We start from the raw sequence: 16,104 nt of genomic DNA, 5'->3' as shown, positions 1-16,104 counted from the left end.
GCGTTCCGCGGCGGGATATGACGCACGGCGGCGCTCCCACCCGACGGCTGTGCCAGGCTGGACGGGATGACGATCGAGCCTCCCGCCCCGGGCGAACCGCGGCGACCGCACGGGCCGCGCGACCCCGGCGACGCATGGGTCGTCGCGCCCACGGGCGAGAAGTACTGGGGACGTTTCGGCGCCGCGGGCCTGCTCGCCCTCGACCCCGAGCGCGGCGTGCTGCTGCAGCACCGGGTCTCGTGGAGCCACTTCGGCGGCACCTGGGCGCTGCCCGGCGGAGCGCGTCACGAGGGGGAGTCCGCTCGCGACGGTGCCCTGCGCGAGTCGGCGGAAGAGGCCGGTGTGCCCGTGGATGCCGTGCGCGCGCGCTTCGAGAGCGTCCTCGATCTGGATATCTGGTCGTACTCCACGCTCGTCGCCGACGTCACGACGCCTTTCGAGCCGGTCATCAGCGACCCCGAGAGCGTGGCCCTCGAGTGGGTCGCGGTCGATCGGGTGACGGACCTTCCGCTGCACCCCGGATTCGCTTCGGCCTGGCCGGCGCTGCGCGCAGCGCTGGGCTCTCGTCCGGCGATCGTGTTCGACGTGGCCAACGTCATGGGGTCGGTTCCCGATGGCTGGTGGAAGGATCGCGCAGGAGCCGCGACCCGCCTCGTCACGAAGCTCTCCCGTCTCGCCGAGCAGGGGGTGGATGCCGACCTCCTCGGCCTCTCCGCCACGCGTTGGTTCCCGCGGGTGGTCGCCGTGCTGGAGGGACAGTCTCGGGCGGCGGAGCCGGTGGCTCCGGCCCTCGAGGTCCGCCGCGCCCCGGGTGAGGGTGATGACGAGATCGTCGAGGCCGTGCGCGGGCTCGTGGGGGCGTTCGATCCCGTCGTGGTGGTGACCGGCGACCGTGAGCTCGCGGCCCGCGTCGAGGCTCTCGGCGCGACCGTGCGCGGCGCACGCTGGGCGCTGGATCAGCTGGGCTGACGGCGCTTCCGACCGGCGGCGATTCCCTTCCCGGCGAGGTGGCTGAGCTTGTCGAAGCCACCGGTCTGGACCCGAACATCGGGCCGCGTGAGGGAGCTCAGCTTCTCGAGGCCACCGGTCCCTTCGCCATGCTCAGGGACCTGGCGTAGCGCGGAAGGTGGCTGAGCCTGTCGAAGCCATCGGTCCCCGCGACCGGCGCAACGACCGGACGCAGCCCCGCGTGGTGCGACGCCGACGGGCTCAGTCGAGCTCGCGGCCGCGCAGCTTCTCGATCTCGCGGCGGTCGCGCTTCGTGGGGCGTCCCGCGCCGCGGTCGCGGACGGGCACGAACGGCATGCTCTCCTTCGACGGGGGCGGGGGAGTGCGATCGTCCACCGACTCGGCCACCAGAGCGGCACCGACGCGCTTCGCGATGGTCTTCTTCACGACCAGGATGCGATCGAACCCCTGGATGCGCACGCGGAGCTCGTCGCCGGGACGCACCGGCTGAGCCGCCTTCGCCCGTTCGCCGTTGACGCGCACGTGTCCGGCGCGGCACGCCGTGGTCGCAGCCGAACGCGTCTTGTAGACGCGCACCGCCCACAGCCACGCGTCGACGCGAGCGGTGGTCGTGGCATCCGTCATCTCAAGTCCTTCGTCGGCGAACCTCCATCGTAAGACGGGCGATCAATTGCGGAGAGTGAGGGAGACCAGGGCGCGGTCGGGCTTGGGGCGGTCGACGATGTCGAAGCCGGCATCCTGGAAGACCGCCACCGTGCCGCGGAACAGCTGATCAGCCGAACGCTTCTGGACCGACGGATCGAGGGGGTAGCCCTCGACGACGCGGGCACCGCCCTCACGGGCGAAGGTCACCGCGGCATGCAGGAGGGCACGGGTGAGGCCGGTGCCCCGGTGCTGCTCCCGCACCACGAAGCACGACACGGCCCACACGTCGTCGGCGTCGAGAGGCTCCACGGTCGCGGTCTTGACGTCGCGCGTGCGGGCGAGGCGCGGCTGCGCGAGACGTGGACCGACCCGGACCCACCCGGCCGGCTCGCCGTCGACGTAGGCGATGAGGCCGGGCGCCCTTTCGCTCCGCGTCTCGGCGCGGAACCGCTCCGTCAACTGGCTGCGCGATTCGTCGTTGAACTGCGCGTTGGTGAGCAGCCACCACTGGCACTGACAGCCGGGGCCGTCTCCGCTGTCGAGGGCCGTCTCGGCGTCGTCGAAGCGGTCACCGGTGGCGGGCAGGATCTCGATCGTCATGTCGCGACGCTAGCGAGGGGGTCCGACATCGACAAGGGCATCACGTCGTTCGACGCGGCGCCACACGCCCGGGGTGGGCGCTGGTTCGCGACGGTGTCGGGGAGGGGCTAATATAGGGGAGTTGCCCGCTCGCGGGTAACGGGATGTGGCGCAGCTTGGTAGCGCACTTGACTGGGGGTCAAGGGGTCGCAGGTTCAAATCCTGTCATCCCGACAGTTGAGGCCCGAACTTCCGCAAGATTGCGGGGGTTCGGGCCTCTTGTCGTTTCCGGCGACGGGCGTGCGTCTCATGAGCGGGCACGTGAGCGCCGAGTGCGGTTCGATCAGCGGCTCTAACAGAATCGTCTGGACCTGGCACTGACGTCAGTCGCGGACGAGCCAGATACGTTTGCTGGTGGCGTTGTCGGATACAGGCGGGTCGGACACGTCGGTGTCGTAACGGAACCGGACGCCGTAGAGGACTCCTGCTCGGGGAAGATTGTCCACCGTGATCGGCCACAGTCGTTTCGCGGTGTCGCCGGGAGAGACCTCTACGTAGAGGCGCTCGGAGCGTCGTGTGTACGGGTGATTTCGGTCTGGGTCGGGGTCCCAGGTGGGCACGCCGATGGACGCGGCCCAGATTCGGTTTCCGATTCCTTCGACGTAGGTGCTGCTGCCGGGCGTCTTGAAGGCATCGTGGCCGATGGCGGTGAGGTCGCCGCCGAACGTCCAGTAGTGGCAGGTGCCCGAATTGGTTATACGGGTGGGGATGTGCAGTGTCTGCCCGATCTTGACGCGGTACACCGGCTCCTTCTGCCCGTCGACAGTCCGGTACTCGCTCGGCTTCTCGACCGGGTAGCCGGCGATGTTCGCGTCAATGGCGGCACCGGCCTTGCCTGGCACCGTGAGGCAGTCGGGTGCCGAGTCGGCGCTGGCGGCGGTGGGGGCTGTGATGAGGGAGAGGGTGAGCAGGCCGGCAGCAAAGGCCCCTGGGGTGCGTGATCGCATGTGACTCATTCCGATGGGTCAGCACCACATTCCGGGGAGGAGCAGTCCCGGCGGAAGCGATCGTGTTCGGCCCGACTGACGCCAGCACTCATTGCCCCGGGGTCCTTTTACTCAGAGAAGCGTGAGGGGAATCGACACCGAACCTCGACCCGGCGCCGAGAAAGTGATGACAGCCGTCGGCGGGGAACTCTGCTCCGGCCCCTGGCGGCCGAGGTAGATGATGAAAGCCCCGCTCTCGGCGCCGGGCTCGATGGGTGCTGCAAAAAACCAGACGACGGACTCGCCTCCGTCGCCGTACCGCCAAGCGACATCGCCGCTGTATCCCGAGTAGAAGTAATCCGGTTCGGTCGCCGGAAGGTCAGCGATGAGGTCGCCGGCGGCAAGGGCAGTGGTGCCGTCGTTGGTGATCCAGATCACGTAGGACGTGATGCCGTTGTTGTCAGTGGGGCCGCTCACCCGGTAGGTGAGCTGAGGTGTGGTGCTCGCTGATGCGAGGGGCGCAGCGACGGCCAACGCGATCACGGGCGCGCTCCATGCGGCAGCCCCGACGAGGGCGCGGCGACTGATGACACCGCGTTCGAGATCGCTCATGCCACGGATGCTATCGGCTGTTGAAGTGCCGCGGACACGCGATGTCGGAATTGCCGAGCTGAATTCTTGGCTCAGTTACACAGACGTCATGTGATTCATGCATACTCGGCGGCACGGGGTGGCAATGGGACTGCACGGGGCGGCACCAGTCGATCGAGGCAGCACCCCCGCAACGACGGGGGACTTCGTGACCGAGCTCATCACCGACCATTCCACCGCGAACGATGGAATGGATCGCCGTACCGTTATCAAAGCGGCTGCGTGGACGGTTCCCGCAATCGCCATCGCCGTCGCGGCACCCCGCGCGGCGGCGTCCACGTCCGATGTCGGCGCGTATTCGCTCTCCGGCTCCTGCGGAGCTCCGGGTATTCAGGGGCCGGGGTTCGTTCTCGTCGCCAGCGCCACCGCGCCGTTACCGACAGGAACGACGGTGCTCATCTCCGGCACAGGAGTTTCCAGTATCGGAGTCTTCTCCTCGACCCCTTCGGGGATGACAACGCAGACTCGGCTCAGCGGCACGGCTACCCAATTCACGCTGACCGCAGACCTTCCGGCGGGAACAGCCATCTCGTTCCGCACGACTCTGTCGACGAGCGCGAGGTGGACTTTGAACGCTCTCACGACGCTGCCCGAGGGCTACACCGCAACAGGGGCGAAGTCGGACGCCGTTGTCACCTCCTCGCTCACCGGATGCTCGACGAGCTGAGAATGCTTGCCGCGTGCGTCAGGCGGGCTTCCGGTCCGGGTCAGCGATGCGCCCGACGCGCGGCCCCTGCTCTGCGTCGACTGCGCCGCATTCGGGATGCTTCTGCGGCGGGCGAGACTGCACGCCGTCGACGCGCACGCGGACGGACACGATCCGGTGACCATTCGGAACGCGTCGGAGTTATCCGATGCCCTCCCGTGTCGATCCGATCGGGCGCGCCCGCCGGCTCAGTCCGCGTGCCGCCCGCTGTTGCGGTCCCACTCGAGCGACTTCCACTGGAGGAAGGTGCAGAGGTTGCTGGCGATCACGTATTCGGCGGCGAGGCTCGTGATGTCGTGGATCGACAGAGACAGACTCTCGGGCTGCTCGCTGAGGGTCAGTTCCCACATCGGGTCGTCGTAGCTGCGCGGTCGCATGTGGATGGATGCCGACGCGTTGCGCAGGCGCAGGATGACGAGCCCCGTGTCGTCCTCGCCGTCGTCCTCCTGAGGGGCGACCGAGATCGAACCCGCGATGCAGTGCTCCTCGCTTTCGAACTCCGCGACCCATGCTTCGAGCTGTTCGCGGGAGCGGCGGGGCGGCGAGTCCTCGAGCGATTCCATACCGGCAGTCTCGCACCCGTTGTCGAGCGGCGCGCACACCTTGCGCAGGTGTCTCGGCGTCGGACGCGGGGCTCCGAGCTACGGTGGCACGTCCGCGGCGGGGGAGATCAGGCGGCGTCCACCGTCGCGGCATCCGTTCGCTTCTGCAGGTATTCGCAGAGCTTGCCCGTCGTGAACAGCTCCTCGCCGAGGGAAATCAGGTGCGTTCCGGTGAGCGGGAACTCCCCGGAACGCTCGGTGAGGGTCGCGGTCCAGGTGCGGTCGCAGTCGATGTTGAGGTAGATGGACGCCGGACCGTGGTTGAGATGGACGGCGACGATGCCCGAGTCGGCGTGCTCGGGGTCGTCCTGCGGGAGGACGTGAACGGTCGCGTGGGCGACGCTGTCGTGCTGCTCGTAGTCGGCGACCCACTGCGAGATCTCGTCGAATGCGGGGCGAGTGCACGTCATCCGCCAAGGCTATACGGAATACGACGCGCGTCGGCGGGGTCTCCTGGATGCGCAGGCACCGGGAGAGCACCGTCTTGGGAGAGGTCGCGCCTCAGCGGTCCGAGTGACCGGCCGCCTGGAGGAACTGCACCATCGAGTGGTTGTACGGGCTGCGGAACCGCCGCTTCGCGCGGATCATCGTGTAGCCCTGAGCGCGGAGAGCGAGAGCGTTCGTGACGCTCAATCGCTGCTTCGGCACGGGTTCCCACCCTCCCGGCAGTCGATAGGCGTGCGTGATCGTCTGCGACCCTGGCATCGGCATTGCCCCCCTTGAATGCAGCGGACCGATTCAAGCGACTTTACCTGCCGGTGGGGCAATCGCTTTCCGCTCGCACTACCGGGATTCGCCGGAGCTTCGGTTCGATCGGCCTTCCCCGTCGGGCCGTCCCCGGAATCCGGGCGCGGAGTTGGGGGCTCACGACGAGGACGCGGATGCCGTGAGGCCGGCCGCCGTGCCCGATTCGCGCGGGACGATACGCACGGCATCCGCGTCCTCACCCCCAGGGGGTGGCTGTATGGTCAGGCCGCGGACGACCCCGACGGGCGGATGTCGGCGTCGGACCACGGGGCGGCGCCGGCCGGTTGCTGGGTGTAATGCGAGAGCGACAGCTCTTTCGAGTTGCCCCACCCGCGTCGAGCCCGGACGAGGGTGTACCCCTCGTCACGCAGCGCGTGGGCGGTCTCGGCGGTGAGGGGGCGGTGGGGGAGCGTCTCCCATCCGCCGGGCATGCGATAGGCGTGGGTCACGGTGCGAGGGCGAGTCATTTCCACTCCAGAACTCGAGCTTTCGAGGGCGCTGCGCCATTGGAGCGGGGGAGGACGACGTTACGCGTCGTCGGTGGGGGTGTCTGTCCCCTCTTCGGAGGGTCAGCGTGTCGGCGGATACTGCCGCAGCGAGATCTCACGCGTGTCGAACAAGCCGCGACGCGCGCGTACCAGCATGATCCCCTGGTCGCGCAACGCGGCGGCTCGTTCCGGCGTGAGGGGCTCGTGGGGGGCCTTCTGCCAGCCGCCCGCGAGTGTGTAGATGTGTGTCAAGGTGCGAGGTCGAGTCATCATCACCCCCTGCGGGGAATGTAGCCCTCGGAGATAGGTCCTGGCCGAGAATTTTCCTCTCCGTAATGCGCGCGTGGACGACCGTAACCCGGGCGTCTCCAGACCGTCTTCCGGGCGGATGCGGCAGGGTGCCCTGGGCGGGTCGCGGCCATAATGGCCCGATGGTCACCGCCCGCATCGTCGTGCTCTTCGCTCTCGCCGCCATCGCCGAGATCGGCGGTGCCTGGCTCATCTGGCAGGCGGTGCGCGAGAACCGGGGCTGGTGGCTGGCGCTGCTCGGGATCGTCGCGCTCGGCGCGTACGGCTTCATCGCGGCGCTGCAGCCGGACGCGCACTTCGGGCGCGTCCTCGCCGCCTACGGCGGGGTGTTCGTCGCGGGTTCTCTCGCCTGGGGCATCGTCGTCGACGGCTTCCGTCCCACGGTGTGGGACTACGTCGGCTCGGCCGTCGCTCTCGTGGGGGCGGGGATCATCGTGCTCGCGCCCGCCTCGGCCGGGGCGCCGGAGTGACGGCGTCCGATTCGGAATCCGGCGGACGGAACCATTCAGTTAGAGAGCCAAGTAGTTAGCTAGACGAGATATCGGCGGATTGTCAAGCGGCATGTGGTGATGCGCCCATGGGGGCACACTCGATGCATGCAGTTCGAAACCACGCCCCACGAGGGCCTCGCCGACGACTTCTCCGCCCCCGAGACCGCGCGCCCCTTCGGCTCGTACCTCTCGGTGATCAACGGCGGAGACTGATCGTCCCGCGGCCCGCCAGGGCCACTCACGACAGGACCGGATGCCGACAGGCTCCGGTCCTTCGTCGTGATCCCGTGGAAGGAGGGCGGATGCCATGACCGCGCGGCTCATCGAGATCGACGGATCGCGGGTGCACGGCATCCCATCCCTGTACGCGGAGCTGAACCGGGTGTTCATGCCGAACGAGCCCTGGACCCTCGGCGAGAGCCTCGACGCGTTGGACGATCTGCTGTACGGCGGGTTCGGGGTCCTGCACGGCTCGGAACCGGTGCGCGTGCTGTGGCGCGACGCGGAGGCGGCGCGAGCGGCGCTCGGGGTGGAGACGACCCTCGCCTACCTGCGGCGCAAGCTCGAACGCCCGGACGTCTATGCGGTCGCACCGGCGCGACGTGCCCTCGACGAGCTCGAGGCCGGACGCGGCGAGACGTACTTCGACCTCGTCGTCGGGGTGTTCCGCGATCACGCGAACATCGAGCTCGTGTTCGCCTGAGGACCCCCGTCGACGTTCCGGTGGACCGAGCGCCGTGCCGTGTGCAGCGCTGCGCTCGGGGCCCGGGATGCGTCACCCCGGGCCCGTCCCGCCGTCACTCGTACCGCAGCGACTCCACCGGATCGGCGCGTGCCGCCCGCGCGGCCGGAAGGCTCCCCGCGAGGAACGCGATCGCCATGATCGCCACCGTCGTCACCAGGATCGACACGGGGTCGAAGGCGATGAGCTGCAGCCCCGGCAGATCGCTGAAGAGCGTCTGCCCCAGCTGCGCGCTCACGGCCGTGCCGACGCCGATCGCGACGACCGCGCCGATGAGACTGCCCAACAGTCCCAGCATCACCGCCTCGAGGCTGAACAGCGAGAAGACCCGGCCGCTGCCCATGCCCATCGCCTTCATCAGCCCGATCTCGCGCGTGCGCTCCTGCACCGACATCAGCAGGGTGTTGACGATGCCGAAGCTCGCCGCCAACAGCGCGATGACGGCGAACGCGTTGAGGACGAGCACGATCCCGTCGATGACCGCCTTGAAGGTGCCGAGCTGATCCGAGACGGTCTGGCCGGAGTAGCCGGCATCCGACAGCGCGGTCTTGGCGTCGTCGACGTCCTGCGCCGCCGCCGACGACAGGGTCACGCTCGCGCTCGCGTACCGATCGAGCTCATCGGCCGGGACCCCGGTGTTCTGCGCGGTGAACAACACGTCTTCCAGAGCGGTGTTGGTGGTCAACGAGGTCGTGGAGGCGAAGGCGCCCTCGGTCACGCCCGTGATGGTCGCCGAGACCACGTGCTGCGTGCGCACCGGGTCGGACACGGCGATCGTGAGCGTGGCCCCGACGGCATCCGCGGCGTCCGCGAAGCCGAGGGGCGTCACGAGCGACTCGGGGATCGCGGTCTCGAGCGCGTCGGAGGACTCGTCGGGCGCGGCGCCCGCCGCCAGCTGCGGAGTCTGGCCGCCGATGAGCGAGCCCGCGCTCGCGACGTAGCGCTCGCCGCCGTCGACCTGCACGTAGTCGATCTGCACGGCGCGGGTGGGGCTCACCGACGCGACACCGGGAAGGTCTTCGATCGTCCGGATGTCGGCATCCGTCAGTGCCGAGACGGTCGCGGTGGCGCCGGGGCGACCGGGGTTCGTGTTCGCCGAGGAGACCGCGTCGGGGTCGTACTTCTGCGGTTCTGCGGATGCCGCGGCCCCCGTTCCCGTCTTCGTCACGGTCAGCACGTCGGCAGCGCCGATGGAGGAGACGGTGTCGTCGATGAAGCGGTTGATGCCGGTGCCGAGACCGTTCGTCAACGTCAGCGTGAAGGCGCCCACGAAGATCGCGAGCACCGTGAGGATCGTGCGGGTCTTGGAACGGAACGTGTTCGCGGCGGCCGTGGCGACCAGGTCGGTGGTCTTCATGCGGCGCTCCGTCCCTCGGTGACGATGACGCCGTCGCGGATCTGCACCCGGCGGTCGCACCGCGCCGCCAGTTCGTCGTCGTGGGTCACCACGATGAGGGTGATGCCGTGCTCGCGGTTGAGGCGGAACAGAATGTCCTCCACCACGGCGCCGGTGGCGGAGTCGAGGTTGCCCGTGGGCTCGTCGGCGAAGATGACCCGCGGGTCGTTCACGAGAGCGCGGGCGATCACCGCGCGCTGCTTCTGCCCGCCCGAGAGGGCCGTGGCCTTGTTCTTCGCCTTGTCCTGCATGTCGAGCTCGGCCAGCGCCGCGAGTCCCCGCCGGCGGCGTTCAGCGCGTCCGACGCCCGCGATCTTCAACGGCAGGATCACGTTCTCGAGCACCGAGGCGCTGGGGGTGAGGAAGAACTGCTGGAACACGAAGCCGAACGTCTTGTTGCGCGTGCGGTTGAGCTGGCGCCCGCGCAGGGTCGCGGCATCCTTCCCCTCCAGACGCACGGTTCCGCTCGAGGGGGCGTCCATGAGAGCGAGCAGGTGCATGAGGGTCGACTTGCCCGATCCGCTCTTGCCGACGATCGCGATGCTCTCGCCGCGGTGGATGTCGAGGCTCACACCGCGCAGCGCGTCGAAGCGCGCGGATCCGCGGCCGTACGACTTGTGCAGATCGGTGACGGAGAGCAGGGGAGGAGGAGGTTCGGATGCCATGACCTCACTGTCGCTCGCGAGCGCACCGCTCCGCGTCGCTCGCGCGGGGTGGGCGACTCCCCCCGCGGGGGTATTCCGCGAATGCCCCGTGCGGGCGATACCCGCGGGGGAGTGAGCAGTCCACACTGGGAGGATGCGACCCGACCCGGCCACGGACACGCCGCCGCGCCTGGTGCCGGCGGGGCGCGCCTGGCTCGTCGACGTGGTCATCGCCGTGCTGGTCGTCGTGCCCTCGTTCGCGCCGGTCCCGTTCCCCGAGTTGCGGCCGTCGAGCCCCCTGGTGCACGTGCTCATCGTGCTGCCGGCGCTGCTGCTGCCGCTGCGCCGCCGGTGGCCGCGTCTCGTCTTCGTCGTCTGCATCGCCATCTTCGTGGGAGCCCTCGTGCTCGGGACACTCGCGCCGGGGGCGGCGCTGGCGACGGCGATCGCGGCCTACGGGATGGCCGACCGCGTCGGGCGCAGGGAGGCCGCGCCCGTGGCCATCGCGGGGGTGGTGGGGCTCGTCGGCGCCAGCATCGTCATCGGCCTCATGACAGGGCTCGACACGCGGTTCCTTCAGGTCGGCCTCGCCGTCGCGCTCGCCGGAGCGATCGGAGATGCCGCGCGCTCCCGCCGCGCGTACGTCGCGGCGGTTCTCGAGCGCGCCCGACGCGCCGAGCAGACGCGCGAGGCCGAAGCGCGGCGCCGCGTGAGCGAAGAACGCCTGCGCATCGCCCGCGACCTCCATGACGCCGTCGCCCATCAGATCTCGGTCATCAGCCTGAACGCCGGAGTGGCGAGCTCGGCACTGGACACCCGCCCGGACAAGGCCCGCGAGGCGCTCGCCACGATCCGCACCGCTTCACGCGACGTGCTCGCCGAGATCGGTTCGATGCTGGCCGTGTTGCGCACCCCCGACGACGTGGACGCCCGCGACCAACCGGGGCTCGCGCGCCTCGGGGCGGTCGTGGAGTCGGTGCGCGTCGCCGGGTGGGATGCGGCCGTCCGCGACGAGCGCGACCCCGACGAGGTGCTGCCCCTCGGCGTCGACATCGTCGCCTACCGCGTCGTGCAGGAGGGGCTGACCAACGCCCTCAAGCACGGCACGGCCCGTCGCGTGCACGTGCTGCTGCGTCGTGACGGCGACGATCTCGAGGTCGTGGTCACCAACCCCTTCCGCCCCGAGGAGGCCGCCGCCGAGCCCTCCCCGTCGGGCTTCGGCCTGATCGGCCTGCGGGAGCGCGTCGAGTCGGCGGGCGGTCGCCTCGACGCGGGACCGGCGCCCGGCGGCTATCGTCTCGCCGCGCGTCTGCCGGTGCCCGCCCCCCGCCCGACTGCTCGACCCGGAGGTTCCGCATGAGCCCGACACGCGTCATCGTCGTCGACGATCAGGCCCTCATCCGTGCCGCGGTGCGCGACCTCCTCGACGCGGCCGACGGCATCGAGGTGATCGGCGACGCCGCCGACGGCGAGCAGGCCGTCGCGCTCGCCCAGGCGCTTCGCCCCGATGTCGTGGTGTGCGACATCCGGATGCCGCGCATGGACGGCATCGAGGCCACCCGCCGTATCTGCACCGACCCGGCGCTGGCCGACACCCGCGTGCTGATCCTCACCACGTTCGAGGAGGACGACTACGTCGTCGCAGCGCTGCGCGCCGGAGCGAGCGGCTTCATCGGCAAGGGCGCCGAGCCGGAGGAGATCATCCACGCCGTGCTCGCCGTCGACGACGGGGGCGCGCTCCTGTCGCCCGCGGCGACCCGCGGTCTCATCGAGAAGTACGTGCGGCGCGCAGCGCCGGTCGCGGGGGAGGCGCCGTCGCTCGACGTGCTGACCGACCGGGAACGGGAAGTCCTGCGCCACATCGCCCGCGGGCGGTCGAACGACGAGATCGCGGCATCCCTCTTCATCTCCCCCCACACGGCGAAGACCCACGTGAAGAACACGATGCTGAAGCTCGGTGCGCACGACCGCGCGCAGCTGGTGATCGCGGCGTACGAGAGCGGGCTGCTGGTCCCGGGGGAGTGACGGCCACCGTCACGATCGTCGCCCGCGCGGATGTCGTCGGGGCGCGCGGCGGGGCGGCTCATCGCTCTCCGACGGGTCCGCCGGGGTCGGCGCACGGGTCCTCGTAGGATCGTGACACCGGCGGGGTGGGTCGGCGTGGACGAGCGGGGGATCGCATGAGCGGAGGGCGACGCCTCATCGGGGTTCGTGGTGCGCTCGGGCATCCGCTGGTCTGGGCGGTGGTGTGCGGTCTCGCGGCCGTGCCCCTGCTGGGCACGGCGTTCGACTTCGGAGGGTTCCTCCTCTGTCTCGCCGCGGGCTGGCTCGTCGCGCACGCGGTCGTCCGCGCGCTGATGACCCTGCGCTCGCTCGCCCTCTCGTTCTCGCTGCACATCGGCCTCGCGGCGGCCGCCGGAGTGGCTCTGTACGCGCTGACGCAGCACGCGGCGCCGGCTCCGGTCGATGCGGCGATCGTCACGGCGGCGTCCTACGCGGCCGTCCCGGCCGCGGGATGGGTCTGGCTGACCCTGATCGGGCGGGTGTCCGGTCTCGTCCGCGCGGACTCCGCTCGGCGCGCGGCACGGCTGGTGACTCCCGAGTGGGAGCGGAGCGGAGACGTGTGGGAGCTGCGCCTGCCGGTCGTGCCGCTGCGGCTGTCGACGTATCGGCTCGTGCTCGGCATCCTGATCGGGGGCGGCGGGGGCGCGCTGATCGCTTTCGTGGTCGGGTTCTCCGATGTCGCGATGCGCATGAGCCCGCTGCTCATCGTCATCGTCCTGGGCTGGCTCGTCGGCCTGCCCGTCTACGGCGGCCTGCTGCTGATCGCACGTTCCCGCACCGTCGACGCGCGCGTGCGGGTGACCGCCGATCGGATGGTGGTGGAACGGATGCCGGGAGGCGCACCGATCGTCGACCTCGGTCTCGCCGAGCTCCGGTCGCTCCGTTGGGCGGCGAGCGAGGCGCCGACCCGCGTCGAGCTACGGCCGGTGGACGGCCCCGGGCTCGTGCTGCTGTTCGGTCTCTCCCATCGGCCCGCGGGGATGGCGACGACGCTGCCCACACTGCCGTCGGGCCTGCGCCGGCGGCTGACCGACGCGGGGCTGTCGGCGCGCGAGACTCGCGGTCGCGGCGGCGACGATGTGCTCGCGCGCGATCAGGCGGCGTCCGCGGCGCTCCGCTCGGGTGGGGTCCCTCGCCGCTGATCCCCACGGAGCGGAACACCGGTCAGGCGCGACCGGAGACCGATGCCCTCACGCCCTCGTCTGCGGGGGCGCTGACGAGCGCTGCCGCCCGTTCACCGAAGGGCCGCTTCCCCTCGGCGCGGCTACTCGCCCGCCTTCTCGAGACCGCGGGTGCGGATCTCTTCGAGGTCGAGGCCGGCGAGGATCTTGCGTGCGACGAGGTCGTCGATCGTGCCCTCGCGGCGCAGCCGGAGCAGCACTTCGCGTTTGCGGTCGAGGACCGCGAGCCGCAGCCTCTGCGCCTCCTTGTGACGCAGCAGCGGGGAGCGCTGCGTGACGTCGATGTCTTCGCTGACGGCGATCATCCGGAGGGGCCCGGTGAAGGCCGTGCCCGCCGCGTCCCCGTCGTCGACCCGGCGATCGTCGCCGCGCCGGTCGGTTTCGTGACCGTCCGGGGGGACGGGTCCGGTCGCCGAGCCGTCGTCGTCGAGAGAGGCGTCGAGTTCGGCGAGGTCGCGCTCCTCGATGGCGCGCTGCCGGGCGACGGCCCGCGCGTTCGCGAGCTCGAGACGCTCGTAGCCTTCACGCCGCGCGCGGTCGCGCACCCGATCGCTGATGCCGTGTTCGACCGCGAGGTCGTCGAGGGCGGCGAGGGCGGCTCCCGAGATGGCGCGTTCGGCGAGCTCGTACTCCTCGATCGCCGCATCGTCGTTCGGCAGCTTCGCCCATTTGATGACCGCGGGAAGAAGCGGTCCCTGCACGAGAAGGGTGAGCACGATGACGCCCGCCGTCACGAAGACGATCGCGTCGCGTCCCGCGACCGGGTCGCCCGCGGCCGTGGTGACGGGAACCGACAGGGCGATGGCCAGTGACACGGCTCCGCGGAACCCGGCCACGGTGCTCACGACCCGCGACCGGTGCCGGAGCGACCGCGACGATCCCGCGGCGGGTCGCGAGAAGGGCGAGAACATCCACTGGAACAGATAGCGCACCACGAACAGGGCGATCCAGGCGGCGACCGTCACGATGAGCAGGATGCCGATCTCCGACCCCGAGATCTCGTGCAGCACGAGTTGCACCTCGAGGCCGATGAGCACGAAGAGCGCGCCGTTGAGGAGGTAGACGCCGAAGGGCCACGTGGCATCCGCCGCCCTCCGCGACATCGCGGTGGTGATCCGCGGCGACACCCAGGCCATGATGAGGCCCGCGAAGACGACCGCCAGCACCCCCGAGGCGTCGATGAGCTCGGCGATCAGGAAGGAGACGAACGGGACCAGCACCATGGTGAGGTTGATCGTCAGGGTCGACTGCATCCGTCGCAGGGCGAAGAACGCCGCAGCGGCCACCGCGATCCCCGCGGCCGCTCCGCCCAGGTACGACAGCAGCACCATGCCGGTGATCTGCAGCGGCGTGATCTGGTCGCCCAGCAGGAGCGCGACGGCGATCGCGTAGAGGACCAGGGCGGTGCCGTCGTTCGTCAGGCTCTCGGCCTTGAGCTTCATGAAGGTCTTGGCGGGCAGCAGGCGCCCGAGCGCGGCGACCGCCGTGGCGTCGGGCGGTGCCACCGCCGCGCCGAGCACCAGGGCGGCCTCCCACGGCACGCCCAGCAGCGTCGCGACCCCGGCGACGGCGAACGCGGATGCCACGACGAGGAGCGTGCTCATCGGGATGATGTAGCGCAGAGACCGGCGCACCGAACGGAGGGACGTGGTCCACGCCTCACGGAAGAGCATGATCGGCAGGAACAGCAGCAGCACGGTCTCGGGCGGGAGCTCGATCTGACGGAGCTCGGGGATGAAGCCCAGGGCGAGGCCGATGACGAGGAGGACCAGGGGCGTCGCGACGCGCAGTCGCGGCGCCAGCACCGTGCCCACGAGCATCGCGAGGCCCAGCAGAACCGTGATCTCGAGTCCCTGCATCCGTGCCGCCTTTCGCCATGCCCTCAGGACTCAGCGTAGAGAAGGGCCCGGACATTCCCGAGGGGGTGTTCGCGCCGGTCGGGGCGGCTCGCTCTCGACGACGGCGTAGCCGCGTTCAGCGACCGGTCCCGGATGAGCATGCCGTGGAGGGTGCGGAGGAGCATCGAAGGGGCAGCTGTTCTCGTCTTCGATACTCTGGCGGAGGAACGGGGCGATCGGCCGATGGCGCGATCGCGCCGACGAGACGGGGGAGCGTGGTGATGGGTGTCGTCACGACCTCGCCTCGACTGGCGTCCGCGGAGGCGCGTGTGCCCGTCTTCCCGAACGGCCGACGCCCCGCGTGGCTCGTCGTCGTCGTCGTGCTCTTCGCCGTGCTGCCCGGTGTCATGGCGGTCGCCGACGGCCGACCCGGGCTGCGCCTCGTGACGGGTGCGTCGACCGTCACCCTCCTCGGCGTCGCGGGCTGCCTGAACCTGCTCCTCCGCACGATGCGGGAGAGGGTGGTGCGCATCGACGAGTCGGCATCCGGCATCTGGTTCCGCCCTGCCCCGGCCGCGACGGCGATGCCGTTCGTGCTCGGGAGCCTTCTGCTGCTCCCCGCGGTCGCGCAGATCGTTGTCGACGTGGCGGACTTGGTGACGATGCCGTCGTTCCTGCTCACGCGCGCGCCCTCTGCGCTCGGACTGCTCGGCCTCGGCATCATCGTCGTGAACACCGTGCGGCTGCGCGAGGCGGCCGGCCTCCACGTGACGGTGGAGGGGCTCACAGGTATTCGTGGTCGCGGCCGCATCGACTGGACCTGGGACGAGCTCGCCGAGGTGGATGTGGGCACGGGACCGGTCGCGAAGCTCCGGCTCGTCGCCGACGCACGGGGACCCGGCATCGAAGCGCCCATGCTGGCGCTGGGTTCGGACCCGAACCAGGTCGCCACGGTGGTGCGGTACTTCCGCGATGTCCCTTCGGCGCGAGCGGAGCTGAACGGCCCCGGACCCGCCGTCCTCCGCGGCGTCGACGACGCGCTCCGCGCCCGTGAGGGATGAGCGCG

20 protein-coding genes and 1 tRNA gene are annotated in these 16,104 nt (G+C 70.4%); 9 read left to right on the top strand and 12 right to left on the bottom strand.

The genetic code is table 11. The features are described 5' to 3' along the window. Nucleotides 1–66: 66 nt before the first annotated feature. Nucleotides 67–969 (top strand): NUDIX hydrolase, encoded by a 903-nt coding sequence (locus AB0230_RS00810; protein ID WP_366373404.1) that lies wholly within the window; start codon nucleotides 67–69, stop codon nucleotides 967–969. Nucleotides 970–1,209: 240 nt separating this feature from the next. Here the strand turns inward: AB0230_RS00810 and AB0230_RS00805 are convergent, their stop codons facing one another. Beyond that, complete coding sequence (locus AB0230_RS00805; protein ID WP_076674808.1) at nucleotides 1,210–1,593, bottom strand: S4 domain-containing protein; 384 nt, start codon at nucleotides 1,591–1,593, stop codon at nucleotides 1,210–1,212. A 42-nt stretch (nucleotides 1,594–1,635) separates the two neighbouring features. After that, nucleotides 1,636–2,214, bottom strand: coding sequence for a GNAT family N-acetyltransferase (locus AB0230_RS00800; protein WP_366373401.1), 579 nt, complete (start codon nucleotides 2,212–2,214; stop codon nucleotides 1,636–1,638). Nucleotides 2,215–2,353: 139 nt separating this feature from the next. On the opposite strand from AB0230_RS00800, the gene AB0230_RS00795 reads away from it, so the two are divergent. Continuing rightward, nucleotides 2,354–2,427, top strand: a tRNA-Pro gene (locus AB0230_RS00795). A 149-nt stretch (nucleotides 2,428–2,576) separates the two neighbouring features. Here AB0230_RS00795 and AB0230_RS00790 read toward each other — a convergent pair. Both AB0230_RS00790 and AB0230_RS00785 read right to left on the bottom strand, forming a co-directional pair. Further along, a complete protein-coding gene (locus AB0230_RS00790; RefSeq protein ID WP_366373399.1) occupies nucleotides 2,577–3,200 on the bottom strand; it encodes a hypothetical protein in 624 nt (207 codons plus the stop codon). A gap of 111 nt (nucleotides 3,201–3,311) precedes the next feature. After that, the gene (locus AB0230_RS00785) at nucleotides 3,312–3,791 is read right to left on the bottom strand and encodes a hypothetical protein (protein ID WP_315993033.1); all 480 of its coding nucleotides are present in this window, start codon (nucleotides 3,789–3,791) and stop codon (nucleotides 3,312–3,314) included. A gap of 187 nt (nucleotides 3,792–3,978) precedes the next feature. On the opposite strand from AB0230_RS00785, the gene AB0230_RS00780 reads away from it, so the two are divergent. Then, nucleotides 3,979–4,497 carry a hypothetical protein gene (locus tag AB0230_RS00780; RefSeq protein WP_366373396.1) on the top strand — a complete coding sequence of 173 codons (519 nt, stop codon included), beginning with the start codon at nucleotides 3,979–3,981 and terminating at the stop codon, nucleotides 4,495–4,497. 227 nt (nucleotides 4,498–4,724) lie between these two features. On the opposite strand, the gene AB0230_RS00775 is transcribed toward AB0230_RS00780, so the two are convergent. The 5 genes from AB0230_RS00775 to AB0230_RS00755 form a co-directional block, all read right to left on the bottom strand. Further along, the gene (locus AB0230_RS00775; protein ID WP_315993031.1) at nucleotides 4,725–5,099 is read right to left on the bottom strand and encodes a hypothetical protein; all 375 of its coding nucleotides are present in this window, start codon (nucleotides 5,097–5,099) and stop codon (nucleotides 4,725–4,727) included. Between the two features lie 107 nt (nucleotides 5,100–5,206). After that, entirely contained in the window at nucleotides 5,207–5,548 is a 342-nt protein-coding gene (locus AB0230_RS00770) for a hypothetical protein (RefSeq protein WP_363578866.1), read from the bottom strand. Nucleotides 5,549–5,639: 91 nt separating this feature from the next. Then, nucleotides 5,640–5,786, bottom strand: a complete 147-nt coding sequence (locus tag AB0230_RS00765; RefSeq protein ID WP_315993029.1) for a hypothetical protein — start codon at nucleotides 5,784–5,786, stop codon at nucleotides 5,640–5,642. A gap of 320 nt (nucleotides 5,787–6,106) precedes the next feature. Then, complete coding sequence (locus tag AB0230_RS00760) at nucleotides 6,107–6,352, bottom strand: alternative tryptophan synthase beta-subunit (protein WP_315993028.1); 246 nt, start codon at nucleotides 6,350–6,352, stop codon at nucleotides 6,107–6,109. Nucleotides 6,353–6,454: 102 nt separating this feature from the next. Further along, entirely contained in the window at nucleotides 6,455–6,643 is a 189-nt protein-coding gene (locus AB0230_RS00755; RefSeq protein ID WP_363578867.1) for an alternative tryptophan synthase beta-subunit, read from the bottom strand. A 161-nt stretch (nucleotides 6,644–6,804) separates the two neighbouring features. On the opposite strand from AB0230_RS00755, the gene AB0230_RS00750 reads away from it, so the two are divergent. Together AB0230_RS00750 and AB0230_RS00745 are read left to right on the top strand one after the other, a co-directional pair. Further along, on the top strand, nucleotides 6,805–7,152 hold the full coding sequence (locus AB0230_RS00750; protein ID WP_315993027.1) for a YnfA family protein: 348 nt from the start codon (nucleotides 6,805–6,807) through the stop codon (nucleotides 7,150–7,152). A 328-nt stretch (nucleotides 7,153–7,480) separates the two neighbouring features. Continuing rightward, nucleotides 7,481–7,876: a barstar family protein gene (locus AB0230_RS00745; protein WP_315993026.1), complete on the top strand. Its 396-nt coding sequence runs from the start codon at nucleotides 7,481–7,483 to the stop codon at nucleotides 7,874–7,876. Nucleotides 7,877–7,970: 94 nt separating this feature from the next. Here the strand turns inward: AB0230_RS00745 and AB0230_RS00740 are convergent, their stop codons facing one another. Beyond that, nucleotides 7,971–9,272: an ABC transporter permease gene (locus tag AB0230_RS00740; RefSeq protein WP_363392480.1), complete on the bottom strand. Its 1,302-nt coding sequence runs from the start codon at nucleotides 9,270–9,272 to the stop codon at nucleotides 7,971–7,973. Next, nucleotides 9,269–9,976, bottom strand: coding sequence for an ABC transporter ATP-binding protein (locus AB0230_RS00735; protein WP_366373392.1), 708 nt, complete (start codon nucleotides 9,974–9,976; stop codon nucleotides 9,269–9,271). The genes AB0230_RS00740 and AB0230_RS00735 overlap by 4 nt, the downstream gene beginning before the upstream one ends. 133 nt (nucleotides 9,977–10,109) lie before the next feature. Between AB0230_RS00735 and AB0230_RS00730 the strand changes: the two genes are divergently transcribed. The 3 genes from AB0230_RS00730 (at nucleotide 10,110) to AB0230_RS00720 (ending at nucleotide 13,161) form a co-directional block, all read left to right on the top strand. Continuing rightward, on the top strand, nucleotides 10,110–11,315 hold the full coding sequence (locus AB0230_RS00730; protein WP_363392476.1) for a sensor histidine kinase: 1,206 nt from the start codon (nucleotides 10,110–10,112) through the stop codon (nucleotides 11,313–11,315). Continuing rightward, complete coding sequence (locus AB0230_RS00725) at nucleotides 11,312–11,980, top strand: response regulator transcription factor (protein WP_315993022.1); 669 nt, start codon at nucleotides 11,312–11,314, stop codon at nucleotides 11,978–11,980. Before AB0230_RS00730 ends, AB0230_RS00725 begins: the two co-directional genes overlap by 4 nt. 155 nt (nucleotides 11,981–12,135) lie before the next feature. Next, entirely contained in the window at nucleotides 12,136–13,161 is a 1,026-nt protein-coding gene (locus tag AB0230_RS00720; protein ID WP_366373389.1) for a hypothetical protein, read from the top strand. Nucleotides 13,162–13,283: 122 nt separating this feature from the next. Here AB0230_RS00720 and AB0230_RS00715 read toward each other — a convergent pair whose 3' ends face one another. Next, nucleotides 13,284–15,059, bottom strand: coding sequence for a Na+/H+ antiporter (locus AB0230_RS00715; RefSeq protein WP_363392470.1), 1,776 nt, complete (start codon nucleotides 15,057–15,059; stop codon nucleotides 13,284–13,286). Nucleotides 15,060–15,319: 260 nt separating this feature from the next. Between AB0230_RS00715 and AB0230_RS00710 the strand changes: the two genes are divergently transcribed. Further along, the gene (locus AB0230_RS00710) at nucleotides 15,320–16,099 is read left to right on the top strand and encodes a hypothetical protein (protein ID WP_366373386.1); all 780 of its coding nucleotides are present in this window, start codon (nucleotides 15,320–15,322) and stop codon (nucleotides 16,097–16,099) included. The last annotated feature ends 5 nt before the right edge of the window (nucleotides 16,100–16,104 follow it).

It is taken from the genome of Microbacterium sp. NPDC089190, assembly GCF_040701795.1.
GTDB classification, from domain to species: Bacteria; Actinomycetota; Actinomycetes; order Actinomycetales; family Microbacteriaceae; genus Microbacterium; species Microbacterium galbum.
This window is presented reverse-complemented; position numbering and strand designations above follow the sequence as displayed.

Bases quoted from the DNA above. Each gene is read 5' to 3' on its own strand.
- AB0230_RS00810 (WP_366373404.1), top strand. From the start codon at position 67: ATGACGATCGAGCCTCCCGCCCCGGGCGAACCGCGGCGACCGCACGGG.
- AB0230_RS00805 (WP_076674808.1), bottom strand. From the start codon at position 1,593: ATGACGGATGCCACGACCACCGCTCGCGTCGACGCGTGGCTGTGGGCG.
- AB0230_RS00800 (WP_366373401.1), bottom strand. From the start codon at position 2,214: ATGACGATCGAGATCCTGCCCGCCACCGGTGACCGCTTCGACGACGCC.
- AB0230_RS00790 (WP_366373399.1), bottom strand. From the start codon at position 3,200: ATGCGATCACGCACCCCAGGGGCCTTTGCTGCCGGCCTGCTCACCCTC.
- AB0230_RS00785 (WP_315993033.1), bottom strand. From the start codon at position 3,791: ATGAGCGATCTCGAACGCGGTGTCATCAGTCGCCGCGCCCTCGTCGGG.
- AB0230_RS00775 (WP_315993031.1), bottom strand. From the start codon at position 5,099: ATGGAATCGCTCGAGGACTCGCCGCCCCGCCGCTCCCGCGAACAGCTC.
- AB0230_RS00770 (WP_363578866.1), bottom strand. From the start codon at position 5,548: ATGACGTGCACTCGCCCCGCATTCGACGAGATCTCGCAGTGGGTCGCC.
- AB0230_RS00760 (WP_315993028.1), bottom strand. From the start codon at position 6,352: ATGACTCGCCCTCGCACCGTGACCCACGCCTATCGCATGCCCGGCGGA.
- AB0230_RS00755 (WP_363578867.1), bottom strand. From the start codon at position 6,643: ATGACTCGACCTCGCACCTTGACACACATCTACACACTCGCGGGCGGC.
- AB0230_RS00750 (WP_315993027.1), top strand. From the start codon at position 6,805: ATGGTCACCGCCCGCATCGTCGTGCTCTTCGCTCTCGCCGCCATCGCC.
- AB0230_RS00745 (WP_315993026.1), top strand. From the start codon at position 7,481: ATGACCGCGCGGCTCATCGAGATCGACGGATCGCGGGTGCACGGCATC.
- AB0230_RS00740 (WP_363392480.1), bottom strand. From the start codon at position 9,272: ATGAAGACCACCGACCTGGTCGCCACGGCCGCCGCGAACACGTTCCGT.
- AB0230_RS00735 (WP_366373392.1), bottom strand. From the start codon at position 9,976: ATGGCATCCGAACCTCCTCCTCCCCTGCTCTCCGTCACCGATCTGCAC.
- AB0230_RS00730 (WP_363392476.1), top strand. From the start codon at position 10,110: ATGCGACCCGACCCGGCCACGGACACGCCGCCGCGCCTGGTGCCGGCG.
- AB0230_RS00725 (WP_315993022.1), top strand. From the start codon at position 11,312: ATGAGCCCGACACGCGTCATCGTCGTCGACGATCAGGCCCTCATCCGT.
- AB0230_RS00720 (WP_366373389.1), top strand. From the start codon at position 12,136: ATGAGCGGAGGGCGACGCCTCATCGGGGTTCGTGGTGCGCTCGGGCAT.
- AB0230_RS00715 (WP_363392470.1), bottom strand. From the start codon at position 15,059: ATGCAGGGACTCGAGATCACGGTTCTGCTGGGCCTCGCGATGCTCGTG.
- AB0230_RS00710 (WP_366373386.1), top strand. From the start codon at position 15,320: ATGGGTGTCGTCACGACCTCGCCTCGACTGGCGTCCGCGGAGGCGCGT.